Consider the following 19,213-nt stretch of genomic DNA (forward strand, 5'->3'; position numbering starts at 1 on the left):
CGACGGAGGAGGCGCTTGATTGTTAATAGTTATGCAAAACCTTCATGGAGAAAGCGTTAAGTGGACACCGTCAGTATTATACAACCACAGCGTACTTTGCTTGGCGTTTCAATCGATTAGTTGGTGCTCCGCAGCAGGGGCGCGCGCCGGGGCGTCCGGTTGACTACGGAGGGCATGCGCCCTTTCGAGGCCCCTCGTTCCCTTGCAAATGCATTGCAAACCAGTGACCGCGCGCACGCGCGCTCAGCAATTGGTCGCCGATCGGAGACAGGCGGGAGCGGTCGTCGCGCTCGACCGATCGATGATCCATCTGATTGGAACCTTGGATCGCCCGTCGCATTCCGCCATCCGTATTGCGATACATTGGATCAGGTCGCCTCATCAGGTCGCGTCTGATCATGCCTGGCAGCGTGAGCATCGGGCACGCGGCGGGGACGTCGCGCCTTGCGACAGGAGCGGAAAACTCGATCGCACCTCAACTTTTCCGGAAGGGGTGGCGAAGCCTTGTCTTCGGCCGTAAGGTAACCAGTTAGCGGGTTGTCGCGAGGGGCAGTCGATGAGATTCGAGGGCATCGAAACGGTACGTCGCATTCTCTGTGTGTTTCCGCGCTACACCTCGTCGTTCGGAACCTTCGAGCATGCCTATCCGCTCACCGACGGCATCCAGGCCTTCATGCCGCCGCAGGGGCTGCTGCTGATCGCGGCCTATCTTCCAAGCTCCTGGCAGGTGCGCTTCATCGATGAGAACATCCGCCCGGCGCGGGACGAGGATTTCTCCTGGGCCGAAGCGGTGTTCGTCAGCGGCATGCACATCCAGCGTCAGCAGATGAACGACATCTGCCAGCGGGCGCACGCGTTCGACCTGCCGGTCGCGCTCGGCGGCCCTTCGGTCAGCGCCTGCCCGGACTACTATCCGAGCTTCGACTATCTGCATGTCGGCGAGCTTGGCGATGCGACCGACGAGCTGATCGCGCGGCTGGCGCGGGATCCGTCACGGCCTGCGCAGCAGGTCGTGCTGCGGACCAGCGAGCGGGTGGCGATGACCGATTTCCCGGTGCCGGCCTATGAGCTCGCCGAGGTGAAGAAGTACTTTCTCGGCAGTATCCAGTATTCCAGCGGCTGTCCCTATCAATGCGAGTTCTGCGACATCCCCGGCCTCTATGGGCGCAACCCGCGCATCAAGTCGCCGCAGCAGATCATCGCCGAGCTCGACAAGCTCAGGGAATGCGGCGTCACCGGCTCGGTCTATTTCGTCGACGACAATTTCATCGGCAACCGCAAAGCCGCGACGGAGCTGCTGCCGCATCTGATCGAATGGCAGAAGCGCACCGGCTATGTGATGCGGCTCGCCTGCGAGGCCACGCTCAACATCGCCAAGCGGCCCGAGATCCTGGAGAAGATGCGCGAGGCCTATTTCATCACCATCTTCTGCGGCATCGAGACGCCCGATCCGGATGCGCTGACGGCCATGCAGAAGGATCACAACATGATGGTGCCGATCCTGGAGGGGATCAGGACCATCAACAGCTACGGCATGGAGGTCGTCTCCGGTATCATCATGGGGCTGGACACCGACACGCCGCAGACCGCGGACGCGCTGCTGCAGTTCGTCGAGGAGAGCCGGATCCCGCTGCTCACGATCAATCTGCTGCAGGCGCTCCCGAAGACGCCCCTGTGGGATCGCCTCGAGCGCGAGGGCAGGCTGGTCCACGACGACGGTCGCGACTCCAACGTGAAATTCCTGATGCCCTATGACGAGGTGGTCACGGCGTGGCGGCGCTGCATGGAGGTGGCCTATGAGCCGGAGCGGCTGTTCGCGCGCTACAAGCACCAATGCGACACCACCTACGCCAACCGCATCGCGGTGCCGGTCAGCGACGAGATGAAGAGCTGGCCGAACGTCAGGCGCGGCCTGGTCATGATGGGCAAGATCTTCTGGAAGGTGGGCGTGCTCGGAGACTACAAGCGGCCGTTCTGGCGCTTTGCCTGGAGCCAGCTCAAGCGCGGCGAGATCGAGAATTTCATCGCCGTGACGCTGATCGCGCATCACCTCATCATGTTTGCGCGCGCCGCCTCGCGCGGGCATCAGAACGCGTCGAACTACTCGATCCGGCTGCGCGAGGCCGCCCTTCCTGCGGGGTGATGGCCTCGCCGGGGCAGGGCAGCGGGGCGCTCGCCGGCGCCGCGGCCTGCTCCGGCAAGGACGGCTCAGTCGGATACCGGTCCTTGAGTCGTTCAGGTTTCGAGCCCCGCGTCCGTCGGGGCCGTCCACCTCTTTTCAAGCACGGCAGAATCGTGGCGTGATCGGAAGCCGTCGCGGCTCGCCGTCTTGTGTGGCCGCGCATGGTTGCGGCCGGGGAGTGAACCCTGCTAGACCGCCTCGACGAATTTTCACGTGTTTTCAAGGATTAGCTTCGGCTGCGGGCCACAATGCGGTCATCTCTGCTTCGCTGAGCGGCCTTATTTCTGCCCTATGCGCTCAGGCCTTCCGAATTGGGCCGCGCCCCAACCACTGGACACCGCATGCTGGAAGTCAGGCACGACAACGAAGTCCATGTCGAGAAGGTCGAGCACCGGCCGGCCGACAGCATCGCCTTTGGCATCGAGCGGCTCGGCCTCCTCGCGGTCAAGGCGCCGATCTTCTCCTGCGTCGTCCTGCTCGTCCTCATCGTGGCGGCGGTGTTCGGCATCAAGCGCATCCAGATCGACGATTCGCTCAGCCAGCTGTTTCGCTCCGACAGCAAGGAATTCCACCAGTACGAGGAGGTGACGAAGAAGTTCCCGGCCGAGGAATTCGACGTCCTCGTCGTGGTCGAGGGCAAGACCCTGCTGGCCCGCCCAAACCTCGAGAAGCTTCGTGACTTCGTGACCGACCTGCAACTGGTCGAGGGCACCCGTGGCCTGGTGTCGCTGTTCTCGGCCCGTCAGGCGCCGGCGCCCGGCAAGCTGCCGGCCGCGCTGTTTCCGTCGGATCTGCCGGAGGGCGAGGCCTACGACAAGTTCATCGAAACGGTGAAGTCCAACGAGATCATCCGCGGCAAGCTGTTGTCGGAGGACGGCACGCTGGCCCTGATCGTGCTGTCGCTCGAGCCCAAGGTGGTCGCCTCGAACGATCTCGGGAAGGTGGTGGGCGACATCCGGAAGCTGATGGCGGATGACCTCGGCGACACCGGCCTGAATGTCCAGCTTTCCGGCGTGCCGGTCATGCAGCTCGAGATCCGCAACGCGGTGGAGCGTGACGGGCTGACCTACAACATTCTCGGCATTCTCGCCGGCTGCGTCATCGCCATCATCTTCTTCCGCAAGGTCTCGTTCATGATCGCGGCGGCGTTTCCGCCGCTGATCGCGATCATGCTCGCGCTCGGCGCGCTCGGGTGGGCCAATTTCAATCTCAACATGTTCCTGAACGTGATGACGCCGCTCATCATGGTCATCAGCTTCTCCGATTCGATGCAGCTCACCTTCGCCGCTCGCGACCGCCTGATCGCGGGGCAGGACAAGGTGACGGCGTTCAAGAACGCCGTGCTGGTCGTCGGCCCGGCTTGCGTCCTGACCCACGCCACCGCCGGCATTTCCTTCATCGCCCTGCAGTTCTCCGACAGCGACCTGATCCGCAAGTTCGGCGAGGCGGGGCTCGCCGCCACCATCATCGCGCTGGTCGCGGTGCTGTCGCTGGTGCCGGTGTTCGGCGTGCTGCTGGTGCGCAACGAGAAGACGTTCGCGGTCAAATTCCAGGGCGCCGACGCCGGCGTCCAGGCGCTGCGCAATTTCTGCTACTGGATCGCGGTGCGCATGGTCGGCCGTCCCGGCCTGTTCAGCCTGATCGCGGTGCTGTTCGTCGGCTCGCTCGCGGTGGTGTATTCGACCCTGGAGCCGCGCTATCGCCTCGCCGACCAGGTGCCGGACAAGCAGCAGGCGGTTGCGGCGAGCAACCGGCTCGATGCCAAGCTGACCGGCGCCAATCCGGTCAACGTGCTCATCCAGTTTCCGAAGGGCGCCTCGCTGTATGCCCCGGAGACCCTGCAGACCATCGCCGACGTCCATGCCACGGTCGAGAAGACCGCGGGTGTCGGCAACGTCTGGTCGGTCGAGACGCTCCGGCGCTGGCTGGCCGAGAAGGCCGGCTCGTCGGATACCGCGACCCTGCAGGAATACGTCAATCTGATCCCCGAGCATCTGGTGCGCCGCTTCATCGACAAGGAGCAGGATGCGGTGGTGGTCGCCGGCCGTGTGCCGGATGTCGACTCCAGCCAGCTGCTGCCGGTGGTCGACAAGCTCGACCACGAGCTCGATGCGGTGAGAAAGAAGCATCCCGGCTATGAAATCGCCGTTACCGGTCTCGCCGCCATCGCCGCGCGCAACTCGGCCGGCATGATCGAAAAGCTCAACCATGGGCTGACGATCGAGTTCGCGCTGGTGGCGATGTTCATCGGGCTGGCCTTCCGGTCCTGGGTCGTCATGCTCGCCTGCATCCTGCCCGGCATCTTCCCTGTCGTGATGTCGGGCACCGTGCTGTGGGCCATGGGGGAGGGGCTGCAATTCGCCAGCGTGGTGGCGCTCACGGTCTCCTTCGGCCTTGGCCTGTCGGCCACCATCCACTTCCTGAACCGGCTGCGGATGGAGAGCGCGCCCGGCGTCAGTGCCGCGGTCGCAGTGGAGCGGGCCACCGTGTTGGTCGGGCCGGCGCTGATCCTCACCACCGTGGTGCTGGCCTGCGGCCTGGTCGTCACCGTGTTCTCGGATCTGCCGTCGCTGCGGCTGTTCGGTTGGCTCAGCGCGTTCTCGATGGTGGCGGCGCTGTTTGCCGACCTCTTCATCCTCCGCCCGACCGCGATGTTCCTGATCAACCTGTCGCAGAAGCTGAAGCGCAAGCCGCTTTGAGGCGCAAGCCTGAACTTCGCGCGTGTCCTGTCGCTTTGCGGCAGGTGCGCTCCCTCTCCCCGCAAGCGGGGCGAGGTGAACATTCTCTGTCGCACCAGCAGACGTGATCGCATGATGCTTGGAGCCTTCACTTGCGGTCGTGCCGCTGGATACGCTCCCAAAACAAAACGGCCCTGACATTGTCAGGGCCGTTTGCGCATTCGACGGCCCGTGAGCGCGCGACGCGCTCCGGTCCAAAGATCAGGTCTTCGACATCGTGATGTTGACGCCGCGGATCTCGCCCTTGGAGGAGATCTGCACGACCTGCTTGTTGCCGCTGGTCCTCAGGTTGATGCTGGCGGCGAAACCGGCGGCCTGCACGAACACGTCGATCTGGCCGTTGCCGGCGGTGCCCTGCAGTTCGCCGTTCACGTTGCGGCTGGATTCGCTCCAATTGCCGGAGATGCGGTCACCCTGGCTGGTGACGTCGCTGGTCAGCAGGAACTTGTAGCTGTCGCTGGCGCATTGCAGGCTCTGCTTGAGATTGGCGCCGGCCACCTTGTAGCTGGCCTTGCAGCGGATACGCTCGGTGGTGCCGTCGGACAGCGCGACCGTGCCGTTGCCGGCCCATGAGCCGTCGAAGCCGGCGAACGGGCCCGACTGAGCCTGAACTGCGGTCGCCGCCACGAACAGTGCCGCTCCGAGACCGGCGGCCTTGACGACGTGCCCAGAGAAAGGTGAGCCGAACAGTTTCATATCGAGTTTCCCATCCAAAATGACACCGCTGTGTCGGCGTATGCCGCCGCTTCGAACACTTGGTGTTCTCGCCGAAGGTTAGGTTCAAATGACGGCCAGTCGGGCGCTGCGACCGGATGCCATGATGCCCGCCGATACCGTGCGACCGGTCGGCGCCGAATGGTCGTCCTCGCAAGACGGCTGCACGCAGGCCGCCTCGACGGCGCCCGCATCTAACGGTCCGCGCGGCATGCTTGCAACAGCCAAATGCGAAAAACGTGTTCCGAGAATAACGCCCTAGTATCAACGCCTTGTTTGTGCCAAAGCTGTGATCTCCGAGCTTGATCCGCTCGGGATCATAGGGCGTAAATTTGGCCGCATTTGGCAGTGTACCTCCGGCGCTGGGGGGCTTGCGGTCCTTGCCAAACCAAACAGGTGTTTCCCGGGCAGCATCGGCGTTCCCGGGAGGTCTCCTCTGCTGTCAAAATGAAGGAACACGATGCGTAAGATTTTCCTGGCACTTTCCCTGCTGTCGTCGGTGTCCGTTTCCACTGGTGCGTTCGCGCAAGGCCGTGGCGGCACGCCCGAAGAGCAGGCGGCCTGCACGCGTGACGTTCAGAAGTTCTGCCGTGCCGTCATCGATCAGGGTGACTTCACGATTCTGGCGTGCCTCAAGGAGAACCGCCCCAAGATCAGCTCGGCCTGCGATCAGGTGCTGAAGACCCACAACCAGTAAGCGGTTGCCGTTCGGAACGGTTGTTTCCGAGCTCTCTTGGTTAACGACCGCCGGCCCGCTCCTCGGGGCAGGACGGCGGTTCGATCCTATGGGCTGCCCGACATCGATTGCATTGGTTTTGGCGGGATCTTCGCCTATATGGGGGCGAGCAATCCGTTCGCATGAGCGAAGCGGCGGGCATTGTTTTCGGTAGCGCCCTTTCAACCTGACAGCTGTTTCGTCCATGACCACCGCGAGCGATTTGCGATCCGGCAAGACACACCGGGACGAGAACTTTCCGGTGGCGTCGTGGATCATCCGTCCCGAGCACCGGGCGCTGATCCTCGCCTTCTACAATTTCGTGCGCACCGCCGACGACATCGCCGACCATCCCAGCCTGCCGGGCGACGAGAAGCTGCGGCTGCTCGATCTGCTCGAAGCCGAACTGACCGGGACCGGCGAGACCCAGGACGTCGCCGTCAGCCTGCGCCGGGCGCTCGCCGAGCGCGGCATGTCGCCCCGGCACGCGCTCGATCTGCTGGTTGCCTTCCGGATGGACGTGACCAAGCTGCGCTACGAGAACTGGGACGAGGTCATCCACTACTGCCGCTATTCGGCGATGCCGGTCGGCCGCTTCATGCTCGATGTGCACGGCGAGTCCACCGCGACCTGGCCGGCCTCGGACGCGATCTGCGCCGGCCTTCAGATCAACAACCACCTGCAGGACTGCGGCAAGGACTACAAGGCGCTCAACCGCGTCTATCTGCCGCGCGACGCGCTGGCCGAAGCCGGCGCCACGGTCGAGATGCTCGGCGCAGCCAAATCGTCGCCGCAGCTCTTGAGCTGCCTGCAGAAGCTCGCCGTCCGCAATGCGGCGCTGCTCGAGGAGGGCAGGGACCTCAACAGCGGCGTCAAGGATTTCCGCTTCGGACTGGAGATCGCCGTGATCCAGGCCTTCGCCGACCGCATCGTGGCGTTGCTGAAGGTGCGCGATCCGCTGAGCGAGCGCGTGCACCTGTCGCCCATCGGCATGCTCGGTCTCACCTTCACCTCGGTGATGGGCGAGATCGGCCGCCGCGTGGCCGGGCGTCATCCCCAGACCAAATCGGCAGCCGGCGCATGACCCTCGAGGCGACCGCGGATAACGTCGATCACGGCACGGCGGCCTCCGGCAGCTCGTTCTATGCCGCCATGCGCATCCTGCCGCGCGCCCAGCGCGATGCGATGTTCCAGGTCTACAGCTTCTGCCGCGAGGTCGACGACATCGCCGATTCCGACGGCCCGCGGCCCGAGCGGCTGGCAGCGCTGCAGAAATGGCGCGACGACATCGACGCGCTGTACCAGGGCAACCCGCCGCCGCGGCTGCGCGACTATGTCGCGTCGGTGAAGACCTTCGGACTGAAGCGCGAGGACTTCCTCGCCATCATCGACGGCATGGAGATGGACGTGCCGGCGGAGATCCGCGCGCCCGATCTCGCCACGCTCGACCTTTATTGCGACCGCGTGGCGAGCGCGGTCGGCCGCCTCTCGGTGCGCATCTTCGGCATGCCCGAGGAGGACGGCATCCTGCTCGCGCACCATCTCGGCCGCGCGCTGCAGCTCACCAACATCCTGCGCGACATCGACGAGGATGCCGGCATCGGCCGGCTCTACCTGCCGCGCGAGGCGCTGCTGTTCGCCGGCATCACCAGCGACGATCCGGTCAAGGTGATGCAGGAGCGGGCGCTGCCCAAGGTCTGCAACTCGGTAGCGGTCAGGGCCAAGACGCATTTCGAGAAGGCCGACGAGATCATGCGGCGAAATCGTCGGCGCGCCGTGCGGGCGCCGCGGATCATGTCGAAATATTATCGCGCCGTGTTCGACCTCCTGCTCGAACGCGGCTTCGCGCTGCCGCGCGAGCCCGTCCGCGTGAGCAAGCTCACGAAGATCGGCATCATCCTCCGTTACGCAATCATCTGATGCAGAAGACAGCTCACATCATCGGCGCCGGCGTGTCCGGCCTTTCCGCCGGCGTGCGGCTCGCCAACGCGGGCTACATCGTGCACGTCCACGAGGCCACGCAGCAGCTCGGCGGCCGCTGCCGGTCCTATTACGACGCCGCGACCGACCTAGTGATCGACAACGGCAACCATCTGCTGCTGTCGGCCAATCATCACGTGCTGTCCTATGCCCGTGCGATCGGCTCGGAAGCGGGGCTGGTCGGGCCGGAGAAGGCGCAGTTCGCATTCGTCGACATCCGGAGCGGCCAGCGCTGGCTGCTCGATCTCGGCAACGGCCGGCTGCCGCTGTGGGTGTTCGACGAGGGCCGCCGCGTGCCGGATACCAAGCTCGGCGACTATCTCGCATTGTCGCCGCTGATTTGGGCCGGCACGTCCAAGACCATCGGCAGCACGATTCCCTGCAAGGGCGCGCTGTACGACCGGCTGGTGCAGCCGCTGCTGCTCGCGGCGCTGAACTGCGATCCGCCGGAGGGCTCGGCGGGGCTCGCCGGCGCCATCGTCCGCGAGACGCTGTTGGCCGGCGGTCAGGCCTGCCGGCCGCTGATCGCGCGCGACGGGTTGTCGGGCGTGCTGATCGATCCGGCCGTGAAATTCCTGGAAGGCAAGGGCGGCAGCGTCCGGATCGGCCGCGAGCTGCGCGGCCTCGACAATGCAGGCGGTCGCGTCACCGGGCTCAGGTTCGGCGGTGATGAAACCGTCGCGCTCGGTCCCTCCGACGTCGTGGTGCTCGCCGTGCCGCCGCGGCCGGCGATGGCGCTGCTGCCGGGACTCACGGGGCCGACGAAATATCGTGCCATCGTCAATGCCCATTTCCGCATCACGCCGCCGCGCGATGCACCAGCTCTGCTCGGAGTGGTCGGCGGCCTGGTCGAGTGGCTGTTCGCCTTCCCGCAGCGGCTCTCGGTCACCATCAGCAATGGCGATCGCCTGGTCGACATGCCGCGCGAGGAACTCGCCGCCGCGATCTGGGCCGACGTCTGCAAGGCCGCCGGGATCTCGGGCGAGCTGCCGCCGTGGCAGATCGTGCGCGAGCGTCGCGCCACCTTCGAGGCGACGCCGGAGCAGAACGCGCTCCGGCCCGGAGTGAAGACGGCGTTCGGCAATCTCGCTCTGGCGGGGGACTGGACCGATACCGGCCTGCCGGCAACCATCGAAGGCTCGGTGCGCTCCGGCGACCGCGCCGCGAATCTCCTGCTCGGGCACGGGTGACGGGCGCAGGGCTGCCGAATCTGGACGCGCCGTCAGGCCGCCTGCGCCGCGAGTCTCACATTTTCGTGGCGTAGTTCTTGCTTAAAGTTCCACGCCTGGAGGCGCTGGCGCGATCTGTTCCAGGGCGGAACAGGGGTCGGCGGGGCCAAATGGCAACACCCGGCAAAAAACGCATCGGGTGCGGGTGCAGTGCGGCGCAAACGGGGTTTCCTCGTGGAAATTTTCTGCGTAATCCTCGGTTTGTTAAGGTCTTTCCGCTCTGGCGCCGCCGCGGCTGAGGCTTTGGAACAAGAGACGGAGACGTCGGATCACGCGACGTCCGAGAAGGTGTCAGGGGTCGGATTGTGAAGTTGGGGATGGGGGACGACACGTCCGCGGATCGCCCGATTGATCCGCGGCCGGTCTTGGTCGTGACGGGCTTGGTGCAGGAGGCCCGGATTGCTGCCGGGCCCGGCATGATGGTGATCTGCAGCTCGAGCGACCCCAGACAGTTGCGCTCGCTGCTCACCGTGTTCGACCCGACCTCGATCCGCGGTGTCGTCAGCTTCGGCGTGGCCGGTGGCCTCGATCCGACCCTCAAGGCCGGCGACATCGTCGTCGCCACCGAGGTGACCGCCGGCGATGCCCGCTGGCTGTCGGGCCTGTCGCTGCGCGAGGAGCACATCGCCCGCGCCGCCCTGAAGAAGCGCCGCGTCGTGCGCGGCGTGCTCGCCGGGGCCGAAGAGGTGGTGGTGGCGCAGGCCCGCAAGGCGGCGCTGCGCATGAAGACCGGCGCGGCCGCGGTCGACATGGAGAGCCACATCGCTGCCGCCTATGCCGCCGAGTACGGGCTGCCGTTCGCGGCGCTGCGGGTGATCTCCGATCCCGCCCATCGCACCCTCCCGTCGCTCGCCAAGGACGCCATCAAGCCCAACGGCGACATCGACCTGCCGATGATCCTGCGCGGCGTCGCCCGCAATCCGGCCGTGCTGCGTGGTCTGGTGTCGACGGGCATCGAGTTCAATCGCGCCCTGCGCTCGCTGCGCGGCGCCCGCGACCTGCTGCTGAGCGGCCTGCTGGCGGCCGAGCATTTCCTCGAGACCGAGACGCTGGCCGCCGCCGAAGCGTAAGGCGCCGGCTGGCGAATGATCGTCGGCTTTATCGGCTAAGGCTCCGATAATCCCGCTTGCTCCGTCGCTGCGCTCGCAATGACGTGTGGAAAGAGCTTCGCTCAGAGGCGCAATCCCTGCACCGAAACGGAGCGGCGCCTGCGAGCCCATAGCACCTCAACGAAAAACGGCCGCCGGTTGCCCGGCGGCCGTTTCGTTGTGGACTGATCTCAGCGGCCTCAGGCCGCGGTCGAGGCCTTCTGCTGGGCTTCGACGGCCTCGTCCTTGCGGATCTCGGAGAGGCGCTTCTGCACCTCCGACGAGAACACGTATTGCGCCGGGCGCTGCTTGGAGAGGTCGATCTCCGGCGCCATCGGGCCTTCGGTCTTGATGCCGCGCAGCGACACGAACATCGCCTTGATCGGGTTGGTCAGCGCCGCATTGGCGGCGGTCGCCTCATAGCCGCAATGCGCCATGCAGTCGGCGCACTTCTCGTACTTGCCGGTGCCGTAGGAATCCCAGTCGGTGGTCTCCATCAGCTCCTTGAAGGTCTTGGTGTAGCCTTCGCCGAGCAGATAGCAGGGCTTCTGCCAGCCGAAAATGTTGCGCGCAGGCATGCCCCAGGGCGTGCACTCGAATTCCTGGTTGCCGGCGAGGAAGTCGAGGAACAGGCCGGAATGCATGAAATTCCACTTCTTGCCCTTGCCGAGCTTGAAGACGTCGCGGAACAGCTGCTTGGTCTTGGTGCGGTTGAGGAAGTGCTCCTGGTCCGGCGCGCGCTCATAGGCATAGCCGGGCGACATGGTGACGCCGACACCGAGCTCGGTGGTGAAGTCCAGGAACTTGGCGATCTCCTCGGCCGGGTGGCCGTCGAACACGGTGGCGTTGACGTTGACGGTGAAGCCGCGCTCCTTGGCGGCCTTGATCGCGGAGACGGCGCGGTCGAACACGCCCTTCTGCGACACCGCCTTGTCGTGATGCTCGCGCAGGCCGTCGAGATGCACCGAGAAGAACAGGTAGGGCGACGGCTCGAACAGGTCGAGCTTCTTCTCCAGGAGCAGCGCGTTGGTGCAGAGCGAGACGAACTTCTTGCGCGCGACGAGGCCGCGCACGATCTCGCCGATCTCCTTGTGGATCAGCGGCTCGCCGCCGGGGATCGCGACCATCGGCGCGCCGCATTCGTCGGCGGCGTCCCAGCACTCCTGCGCGCTCATGCGGCGGTTGAGGATCGCGTCGGGATAGTCGATCTTGCCACAGCCCGCGCAGGCCAGGTTGCAGCGGAACAGCGGCTCCAGCATCAGCACGAGCGGATAGCGTTTCCGGCCGAGAAGCTTCTGCTTCATCAGATAGGCCCCGATACGCAGTTCCTTATGGAAGGGGATTGCCATTACGTCTCTTCTTTCTGGACCAAACGAGGACCGATCAGCCCGCGACCAGCTCGGCCGGCAGGCGGAATTCGATGTTTTCTTCCCGCCCCGGGACCACCGCGACCTCGACCGGTCCGATGCGCCACAGGGCTTCGATGACGTCGTCGACGAGCACTTCGGGAGCCGAGGCGCCGGCGGTGATGCCGACGGCCTTGGCCCCCTTCAGCCAAACCGGATCGAGCTCGCTGCCATCAGCGATCAGATAGCTTGCGACCCCGGCCTCGGTGCCGATCTCGCGCAGTCTGTTCGAGTTGGAGCTGTTGGCGGCGCCCACCACCAGGATGACGTCCACCAGCTTGCTCAAGTCCCTTACCGCAGATTGCCGGTTCTGTGTCGCATAGCAGATATCCCGGATATCGGGACCTTGAAGGTCTGTAAAGCGGGCTTGAAGGGCTAAAATGATGTCCCGGGTGTCGTCCACGCTGAGCGTGGTCTGGGTAATATAGGCCAAGGGGGTGTCGAGCGGCAGGGGCAGGGCGGCCACATCGGCCACGTTCTGCACGAGGTAGACCGGGCCGGGAACCTGGCCCATGGTTCCCTCCACCTCCGGATGGCCGGCATGACCGATCAGTACCAGGGTACGTCCCTTGGACATGTAGCGCTTGCCCTGGTTGTGAACCTTCGTCACCAGCGGGCAGGTGGCATTGAGCACCGGCAGCCCGCGGGCGGCCGCTTCCTCCTCGACCGTCCGGGCGACGCCGTGGGCGCTGAACACGGTGACGGCGCGCGGGGGGACCTCGGAGAGGTCCTCGACGAAGATGGCGCCCTTGGCCTTCAGGCTCTCGACCACATGCTTGTTGTGGACGATCTCATGACGCACGTAGACCGGCGGGCCATACTTCTCCAGCGCGCGCTCCACGATCTCGATCGCACGCACGACTCCAGCACAAAAACCGCGCGGCTGCGCGAGATACACCTGCATGGGACGTCCAGCCACGTTGCCTCACTTTCGACCCGGCACCTCCGTGCGTGCGACAGGGTTGCAATAATCGCACCAGCGAGTGCCCCAATGGCCCGCCACACGGATGGAAACGCAGGGCTTTGTGTCAAAAATCGAGCGAAGAGAAAAGCCGGTCTGCAAGTCGCTCGCATGTGATGCGTCGCACGCAGCCCCCGAGAGGTTGCAGGTAATTTAGTAATTATAAATTAGATCAATCAATTGAGTTGGTTATGCTCTCACTCGTTCGTCACTTTACCGCCGAGAACAGCCGCTATATCAGCCGGCCCGACGGTTCCGTGCATCGTTCAACTTGATCCGCCGTCGAGGGACCATCCTCGTCTTCAAGGTTGGGCCAGGCCGGGTCGGGGCGCGCTCAGGATGTGTGCGTCCGGGGCTCGCCCTGATCGGGGAACTCCGCCATGAAGCGGACGTTTCCGCCCAGCTCTCTAAACATTAGAAAGTCACGAAGTGCTGACCACGTTTGTCGTCTCGATCGTCAAGGCCTGCACCCGGTTTGCCTGGCCGACATTGATTGCGGCCCTGCTGCTCTCCGTCGGCGCGGGCTTCTATACGGCGCGTCATTTCTCGATCAATACCGACATCAACAAGCTGATTTCGCCTGATCTCGACTGGCGCAAGCGCGACCAGCAATATGAGCAGGCGTTCGATCGCGATCGCATGATCCTGGGCGTGGTCGAGGCGGCGACACCGGAGCTGACCGGCGTGGCGGCTGATGCGCTTGCCAAGAAGCTCAAGGGCGACACCGCGAACTTCTCATCGGTCGAGCTGCTCGGCGGCGGCGAGTTCTTCGCCAGGAACGGCCTGCTGTTCCTGCCGACCGAGGAGGTCAAGCAGCTCACGGACCAGTTCACGGCGGCGGCGCCGCTGGTCGAGATCATGGCCGGGGACCCCTCGATCCGCGGCCTGACCGGTGCGCTGGAGACCGGCCTTGCCGGCGTCAAGCGCGGCCAGGTCAAGCTCGATAATGCCGCGCGGCCGTTCGACTACATCTCCCAGACGGTCGAGACCGTGCTCGACAAGGGCGATGCGACCTTCTCCTGGCGCCAGCTGATCTCCGACAAGCCGCTCGAAGACAGCGATAAGCGCGCCTTCATCCAGTTCAAGCCGATCCTCGACTACCAGGCCCTGGAGCCCGGCAAGGCGGCGACGGATGCGATCCGTCAGGCGGCGGCCGAGCTCGATTTCCCGCACCGCTTTCACGCCCGCGTGCGGCTGACCGGGCCGGTGCCGATCGCCAACGAGGAATACGCCACCGTGCAGGAAGGCGCCGTCGTCAACGGCATCGGCACCGTGGTCGTCGTGCTGATCATCCTGTGGCTGGCGCTGCATTCGGCCAAGATCATCTCGGCCGTGTTCATCAACCTGTTCATCGGCCTCGCGCTCACCACGGCCGTCGGCCTGATGATGGTCGGCTCGCTCAATCTGCTGTCGGTCGCGTTCGCCGTGCTGTTCATCGGCCTCGGCGTCGATTTCGGCATCCAGTTCAGCGTGCGCTATCGCTCCGAGCGGTTCAAGAACGACAATCTTCCGGAGGCGCTGGCGGAAGCCGCGCGCCGCTCCGCGGTGCCGCTGTCGCTCGCGGCGATGGCGACGGCTGCCGGTTTCCTGTGCTTCCTGCCAACCGACTACAAGGGCATCTCCGAGCTCGGCGCCATCGCCGGCGCCGGCATGATCATCGCGTTCCTGTCGTCGATCACGGTGCTGCCGGCATTGCTGAGGATCCTCAATCCGCCCGGCGAGAAGGAGCCGGTCGGCTACGCCTTCCTGGCGCCGGTCGATCATTTCCTCGAGAAGCACCGCGTGCCGATCATCGTCGGCACGCTCGGCCTGGTCGTCGCCGGCCTGCCGCTGCTCTATTACATGAAGTTCGACTTCAACCCGATGAACCTGCGCAATCCGCGCGCCGAGTCGATCGCGACCTATCTCGACCTGCGAAAGGATCCGAACACGGGCGCCAATGCGATCGACGTGCTGACGCGCTCCGAGACCGAGGCCAAGGCGATCGAGGCCAAGCTGGCGAAGTTGCCCGAGGTGGCGCGCGTGATGTCGCTCGACAGCTTCGTCCCCGAGGACCAGCCGGCCAAATTGAAGCTGATCGCGCAGGGCGCGAAGGTGCTGGGGCCTGCACTCAACCCCGATCAGGTCGATGCGGCGCCGAGCGACAAGGAGAATGTCGACGCCCTGAACTCGACCGTCGACAATCTCCGGCGCACCGCGGGCGAGAGCAACGGGCCGGGCGCGGTCGCGTCGCGGCGGCTCGCCGACGCGCTTGCCAGGCTCGCGGGCGCCAGCGAAACGGTTCGCAACAAGGCGCAGGCGGTGTTCGTCGAGCCGTGGAAGATCACGCTGACGCAGCTCAGCGCCACTCTCCAGGCGCAGCCGGTCAGCCTCGCGAACCTGCCGCCGGAACTGGTGTCGCAGTGGAAGAGCAAGGACGGACTGATTCGGGTCGAGGCGCAGCCCAAGGGCGATCCGAACGACAACGACAATCTCAGGCGATTCGCCAACGCCGTCCTGACGGCCGAGCCCAACGCGATCGGCGGTCCGGTCTCGATCCTGAAGTCCGGTGACACGATCGTGAAGGCATTCATCCACGCCGGCATCTACTCGCTGGTCGTGATCAGCCTCCTGCTGTGGGTGACCTTGAAGCGCTTCAGCGACGTGCTCATGACGATCGTGCCGCTGCTGGTTGCGGGCGCCGTGACGCTGGAGATCTGCGTGCTGATCAAGCTGCCGCTGAACTTCGCCAACATCGTCGCCCTGCCGCTCCTGCTAGGCATTGGCGTCGCGTTCAAGATCTACTACGTGGTGGCGTGGCGCGGCGGCCGCACAAATTTGCTCCAGACCAGCCTGACCCGGGCGATCTTCTTCAGCGCACTGACGACGGCGACCGCATTCGGCAGCCTGTGGCTGTCGAGCCATCCCGGCACGTCCAGCATGGGCAAGCTGCTGGCGCTGTCGCTGGTCACCACGCTCGCCGCCGTGCTGCTGTTCCAGCCGGCGCTGATGGGCAAGCCTCGCGAGATCAAGGAGCAAGAGGGCTCGTGATCACGGAATAGAAAAAGCGGCCGATCTCTCGGCCGCTTTTTTTTGTTCGCGTGACGGACGCCCGTTAGTTAGCGGGGGCGCGCGATCTCGGGCAGCAGGCAGATATCGCCGACCTGGTCCGCGGGCTTGTGTCCCGGCTTGGCCGATGCGGTTGCGCCACTGCCGACGCCGGTGGTCGTCTTGGCCGCCGGAGCAGGGGCCGGCGCGATTGGTTTCTGTGTACCTTTGGCCATGCTGTTCACAGGGCTCGACGGAATCGGCGGAGCAACCCGCGTCCAGGTCTCGCCGCCGCACAGGAAGCCGAGCACGCAGCCCTTGATCTCCAGGTGATCGGGGTCGACCGGCGTGATGGTGGAGCTGTAGAGCTGCCCATCCTTGGCGTTGTAGACTTGGCCTTCCCACGCGTCTGCGCCGGGCTTCTTCTTCATGTCGATCAGGATCGGCATGCCGAGCGTCGGGCGGCTCTGGCGGGCCGGATCGGGGTTGTTGCTGTCGCGCCCGCCCGGGGTCTTCTCCCAGGCCACGACGCCCCACATGCTGCCATTACATTGTGCGACTCGGATGTTCGCGACGCCGTCGGCAACCCGCCAGTCGCCGGTGGGGTCGGCCGCGAGCGCGGAAGAAATTCCTGCTGCGAACACGACTGCGGAGTATGCTAGTGTCGTCGACATGAGATATCTAAGGCGATGCAACATTGGCAGAAACCCGTGCTTGCTTTGATGGTGCGAATGAGGGCAAAACGCCGCATTGCGCGTTTTCAGTTGACGTCACGTCCATCAACCGAAGTATGTAGCCGATGCTAGAACCCAATCTAGACGTTTCCGAGATGTTTGTGGAGCGCCAAGCGCAGCGCAGCACGATGCACTCTCGGCATCTGAACGAGCAGCTTGTCCGCGTTCTCAAAACGATTGGATATGATGTTGGGTTCCAGAAGGGACAAGGGCAATATCTCTACGATCGTGATGGGGCCCGTTATCTTGACCTGCTCAGCGGTTTTGGCGTCTTTGCAATCGGCCGCAATCATCCGACACTGCGCGCCGCGCTGAAAAGCGTCCTCGACACCGACCTGCCGAATCTCGTTCAGCTCGACGTCTCGACCTTGGCGGGCGTTCTTGCCGAGCGGCTGCTGGAATATGTCCCGTATCTGGACAAGGTGTTCTTCGCCAATTCCGGCGCCGAGACCGTGGAAGCCGCGATCAAATTCGCGCGTGGCGCGACCGGCCGGCCCGGCATCGTCTATTGCGGGCACTCCTATCACGGTCTCACCTATGGCGCGCTGTCGCTGACCGATGATTCGAACTTCCGCAACGGCTTCGAGCCGCTGCTGCCGGGCTGCACGGCGATCCCTTTCAACGATCTCGCCGCGCTCGAGCAGGCGCTGTCGTCGCGCGAGATCGCAGCGTTCATCGTCGAGCCGATCCAGGGCAAGGGCGTCAACATGCCCTCCGACGAGTTCCTGCCGGGTGCCGCTGCGCTCTGCAAGAAATACGGCACCATCTTCATCGCCGACGAGATCCAGACCGGCATGGGACGCACCGGCCGGTTCCTCGCCGTGGAACATTGGAACGTCGAGCCCGACATGGTGCTGCTATCGAAGGCGCTGTCCGGCGGCCATGTCCCGGTCGGCGCGCTGCTGACGCGCAAGCAGATCTTCGACAAGATATTCAACCGCATGGATCGCGCCGTGGTGCACGGCTCGACCTTCGCCAAGAACGACCTCGCGATGGCCGCCGGCATTGCCACGCTCGAGGTGATGAAGGCCGAGAAGCTGGTCGAGGCCGCCGCCAAGCGCGGCGCCGAGCTGCGGCTGGCGCTGACCCGGATGGTGCCGGGCTACGAGCTGCTCAAGGAAGTCCGCGGCAAGGGGCTGATGATCGGCGTCGAGTTCGGTCCGCCGAAATCGCTGCGCCTCAAGGCCTCGTGGACCATGCTGGAGAGCGCCAACAAGGGCCTGTTCTGCCAGCTTATCACGGTGCCGCTGTTCAAGGATCACAAGATCCTGACCCAGGTCGCCGGTCACGGCCTGCACACGATCAAGCTGCTGCCGCCGCTGACCATCACCGAGGAGGACTGCGCCTGGATCGAGCGCGCCTTCGATGACGTCATCGCGCAGAGCCACAAGGTCCCCGGCGCGATCTGGTCGCTCGGCAAGACCCTGGTCGACAACGCCATCCGCAAATCGGCGTGAGCTGACGAACATGTAGGGTGGGCAAACGCGCGACGCGCCGTGCCCACCATCTCGATCCTCGCAGGACCTTTGGTGGGGCACGCTACGCTTTGCCCGCCTTACGAAGGGCTTGTCATGGCGAGCGAAGCAATCCAGCCTTCCTTCGCGCCTCGGGATTGCGTCGTTTCGCCCGCAATGACGGAGCGCGCGAGAGCGACTCAGCTGCTCCCACCCATCTTCCGCTCGAACCGCTCGCCGAACTCCTCGAGCTCGTCGCCGCCGATATCGCTGATCGCCCAATAGCTGAGGCCGCGGTCGCGCCAACTCCTGATATTGAAGCCCTGGATCGTGTCCATCCGTGCGGCGCGGCGCTCGGTGGACGAGGTCTGCGCCACGAACAGATTGATGACGTGCTGGCGGCGGCGATAGACCACCGCGCCGATCGGGCGGGCATCGACATAATCGAGCCGCCCGCCGATCAGGGTGAATCCCTCAGCGGTGAGGTCGATCACCGGCGGCGCCACGTCGAGCCTGCCGTTGAACCAGGGCTTGACCGTGTGCTGGTCGGTCGAGATCACGTCGGTCAGGTGGCCGGCCTGCAGCGAGCGCAGATGCGCCGAGACGATCTCGGCCTCGATCCGCTGCTGGTCGTCATTGCGCAGCACGATGGCGACGAGACCGGTGGCGGCCAGCGCCGACACGGCCGAGCCCATCGCAAAGCCCTTCAGCAGCGAGCGGCGGCTCGGCCGGACGGCAAACGGAGTAACGACGGCCGCCTCGACCGGCGGCAGGGCGGCTTCGATGCGCTGGCGCAAGGCGGCGGGCGCCTTGTAGCCGAGGTCGGCGCCGGCGAGCATCTGCTTCATCTCCCTGATGGCAGCAAGCTCCGCAGCGCAGCGCGGGCAGGTCGCGACATGGGCTTCGACCTCGAGAGCGTGGCCGGCGTCGAGCTCGCCATCGGCCAGCGCGTGGATCAGGATCTCGGCTTCATCGCAGGTCATGG

General features: G+C 65.0%; 14 protein-coding genes. 9 read left to right on the forward strand and 5 right to left on the reverse strand.

Translation table 11 applies throughout. The features are described from left to right. Positions 1-556 precede the first annotated feature (556 nt). Positions 557-2,143, forward strand: coding sequence for a B12-binding domain-containing radical SAM protein (locus ACQR1H_RS01585; RefSeq protein WP_434907027.1), 1,587 nt, complete (start codon positions 557-559; stop codon positions 2,141-2,143). Between the two features lie 380 nt (positions 2,144-2,523). After that, a complete protein-coding gene (locus ACQR1H_RS01590; RefSeq protein WP_434907028.1) occupies positions 2,524-4,881 on the forward strand; it encodes an efflux RND transporter permease subunit in 2,358 nt (785 codons plus the stop codon). 240 nt (positions 4,882-5,121) lie between these two features. Here the strand turns inward: ACQR1H_RS01590 and ACQR1H_RS01595 are convergent, their stop codons facing one another. After that, entirely contained in the window at positions 5,122-5,616 is a 495-nt protein-coding gene (locus ACQR1H_RS01595; protein ID WP_434885137.1) for a hypothetical protein, read from the reverse strand. Between the two features lie 478 nt (positions 5,617-6,094). Between ACQR1H_RS01595 and ACQR1H_RS01600 the strand changes: the two genes are divergently transcribed. From ACQR1H_RS01600 to ACQR1H_RS01620, 5 genes are all read left to right on the forward strand, one after another. Further along, complete coding sequence (locus ACQR1H_RS01600) at positions 6,095-6,331, forward strand: hypothetical protein (RefSeq protein WP_315801265.1); 237 nt, start codon at positions 6,095-6,097, stop codon at positions 6,329-6,331. Between the two features lie 223 nt (positions 6,332-6,554). After that, complete coding sequence (hpnC, locus tag ACQR1H_RS01605; RefSeq protein WP_434907029.1) at positions 6,555-7,433, forward strand: squalene synthase HpnC; 879 nt, start codon at positions 6,555-6,557, stop codon at positions 7,431-7,433. Continuing rightward, positions 7,430-8,269, forward strand: coding sequence for a presqualene diphosphate synthase HpnD (hpnD, locus tag ACQR1H_RS01610; protein WP_315801263.1), 840 nt, complete (start codon positions 7,430-7,432; stop codon positions 8,267-8,269). Before hpnC ends, hpnD begins: the two co-directional genes overlap by 4 nt. Then, on the forward strand, positions 8,269-9,519 hold the full coding sequence (gene hpnE / locus ACQR1H_RS01615; RefSeq protein ID WP_316183367.1) for a hydroxysqualene dehydroxylase HpnE: 1,251 nt from the start codon (positions 8,269-8,271) through the stop codon (positions 9,517-9,519). Before hpnD ends, hpnE begins: the two co-directional genes overlap by 1 nt. A gap of 344 nt (positions 9,520-9,863) precedes the next feature. Beyond that, positions 9,864-10,628: a phosphorylase gene (locus ACQR1H_RS01620; protein ID WP_410051467.1), complete on the forward strand. Its 765-nt coding sequence runs from the start codon at positions 9,864-9,866 to the stop codon at positions 10,626-10,628. 218 nt (positions 10,629-10,846) lie between these two features. Here ACQR1H_RS01620 and hpnH read toward each other — a convergent pair whose 3' ends face one another. Continuing rightward, positions 10,847-11,995 (reverse strand): adenosyl-hopene transferase HpnH, encoded by a 1,149-nt coding sequence (hpnH, locus tag ACQR1H_RS01625; RefSeq protein ID WP_316183626.1) that lies wholly within the window; start codon positions 11,993-11,995, stop codon positions 10,847-10,849. A gap of 34 nt (positions 11,996-12,029) precedes the next feature. Beyond that, positions 12,030-12,956 carry a 4-hydroxy-3-methylbut-2-enyl diphosphate reductase gene (gene ispH / locus ACQR1H_RS01630; protein ID WP_434907030.1) on the reverse strand — a complete coding sequence of 309 codons (927 nt, stop codon included), beginning with the start codon at positions 12,954-12,956 and terminating at the stop codon, positions 12,030-12,032. A gap of 486 nt (positions 12,957-13,442) precedes the next feature. On the opposite strand from ispH, the gene ACQR1H_RS01635 reads away from it, so the two are divergent. Continuing rightward, on the forward strand, positions 13,443-16,043 hold the full coding sequence (locus ACQR1H_RS01635; RefSeq protein ID WP_315801258.1) for an MMPL family transporter: 2,601 nt from the start codon (positions 13,443-13,445) through the stop codon (positions 16,041-16,043). 68 nt (positions 16,044-16,111) lie between these two features. On the opposite strand, the gene ACQR1H_RS01640 is transcribed toward ACQR1H_RS01635, so the two are convergent. Further along, complete coding sequence (locus tag ACQR1H_RS01640) at positions 16,112-16,738, reverse strand: DUF2147 domain-containing protein (protein WP_409997886.1); 627 nt, start codon at positions 16,736-16,738, stop codon at positions 16,112-16,114. A gap of 101 nt (positions 16,739-16,839) precedes the next feature. Between ACQR1H_RS01640 and hpnO the strand changes: the two genes are divergently transcribed. Then, positions 16,840-18,231 carry an aminobacteriohopanetriol synthase HpnO gene (gene hpnO, locus ACQR1H_RS01645; RefSeq protein ID WP_434907031.1) on the forward strand — a complete coding sequence of 464 codons (1,392 nt, stop codon included), beginning with the start codon at positions 16,840-16,842 and terminating at the stop codon, positions 18,229-18,231. Positions 18,232-18,428: 197 nt separating this feature from the next. On the opposite strand, the gene ACQR1H_RS01650 is transcribed toward hpnO, so the two are convergent. Continuing rightward, on the reverse strand, positions 18,429-19,211 hold the full coding sequence (locus ACQR1H_RS01650) for an anti-sigma factor family protein (RefSeq protein WP_315801256.1): 783 nt from the start codon (positions 19,209-19,211) through the stop codon (positions 18,429-18,431). Positions 19,212-19,213 lie beyond the last annotated feature (2 nt).

The organism is Bradyrhizobium sp. HKCCYLRH2015 (assembly GCF_051168215.1).
In the GTDB taxonomy this organism is placed as follows: domain Bacteria; phylum Pseudomonadota; class Alphaproteobacteria; order Rhizobiales; family Xanthobacteraceae; genus Bradyrhizobium.

Excerpts from the sequence above, each read along its gene's own strand:
- ACQR1H_RS01585 (WP_434907027.1), top strand. The coding sequence starts at position 557 with ATGAGATTCGAGGGCATCGAAACGGTACGTCGCATTCTCTGTGTGTTT.
- ACQR1H_RS01590 (WP_434907028.1), top strand. The coding sequence starts at position 2,524 with ATGCTGGAAGTCAGGCACGACAACGAAGTCCATGTCGAGAAGGTCGAG.
- ACQR1H_RS01595 (WP_434885137.1), bottom strand. The coding sequence starts at position 5,616 with ATGAAACTGTTCGGCTCACCTTTCTCTGGGCACGTCGTCAAGGCCGCC.
- ACQR1H_RS01600 (WP_315801265.1), top strand. The coding sequence starts at position 6,095 with ATGCGTAAGATTTTCCTGGCACTTTCCCTGCTGTCGTCGGTGTCCGTT.
- hpnC (WP_434907029.1), top strand. The coding sequence starts at position 6,555 with ATGACCACCGCGAGCGATTTGCGATCCGGCAAGACACACCGGGACGAG.
- hpnD (WP_315801263.1), top strand. The coding sequence starts at position 7,430 with ATGACCCTCGAGGCGACCGCGGATAACGTCGATCACGGCACGGCGGCC.
- hpnE (WP_316183367.1), top strand. The coding sequence starts at position 8,269 with ATGCAGAAGACAGCTCACATCATCGGCGCCGGCGTGTCCGGCCTTTCC.
- hpnH (WP_316183626.1), bottom strand. The coding sequence starts at position 11,995 with ATGGCAATCCCCTTCCATAAGGAACTGCGTATCGGGGCCTATCTGATG.
- ispH (WP_434907030.1), bottom strand. The coding sequence starts at position 12,956 with ATGCAGGTGTATCTCGCGCAGCCGCGCGGTTTTTGTGCTGGAGTCGTG.
- ACQR1H_RS01640 (WP_409997886.1), bottom strand. The coding sequence starts at position 16,738 with ATGTTGCATCGCCTTAGATATCTCATGTCGACGACACTAGCATACTCC.
- hpnO (WP_434907031.1), top strand. The coding sequence starts at position 16,840 with ATGCTAGAACCCAATCTAGACGTTTCCGAGATGTTTGTGGAGCGCCAA.
- ACQR1H_RS01650 (WP_315801256.1), bottom strand. The coding sequence starts at position 19,211 with ATGACCTGCGATGAAGCCGAGATCCTGATCCACGCGCTGGCCGATGGC.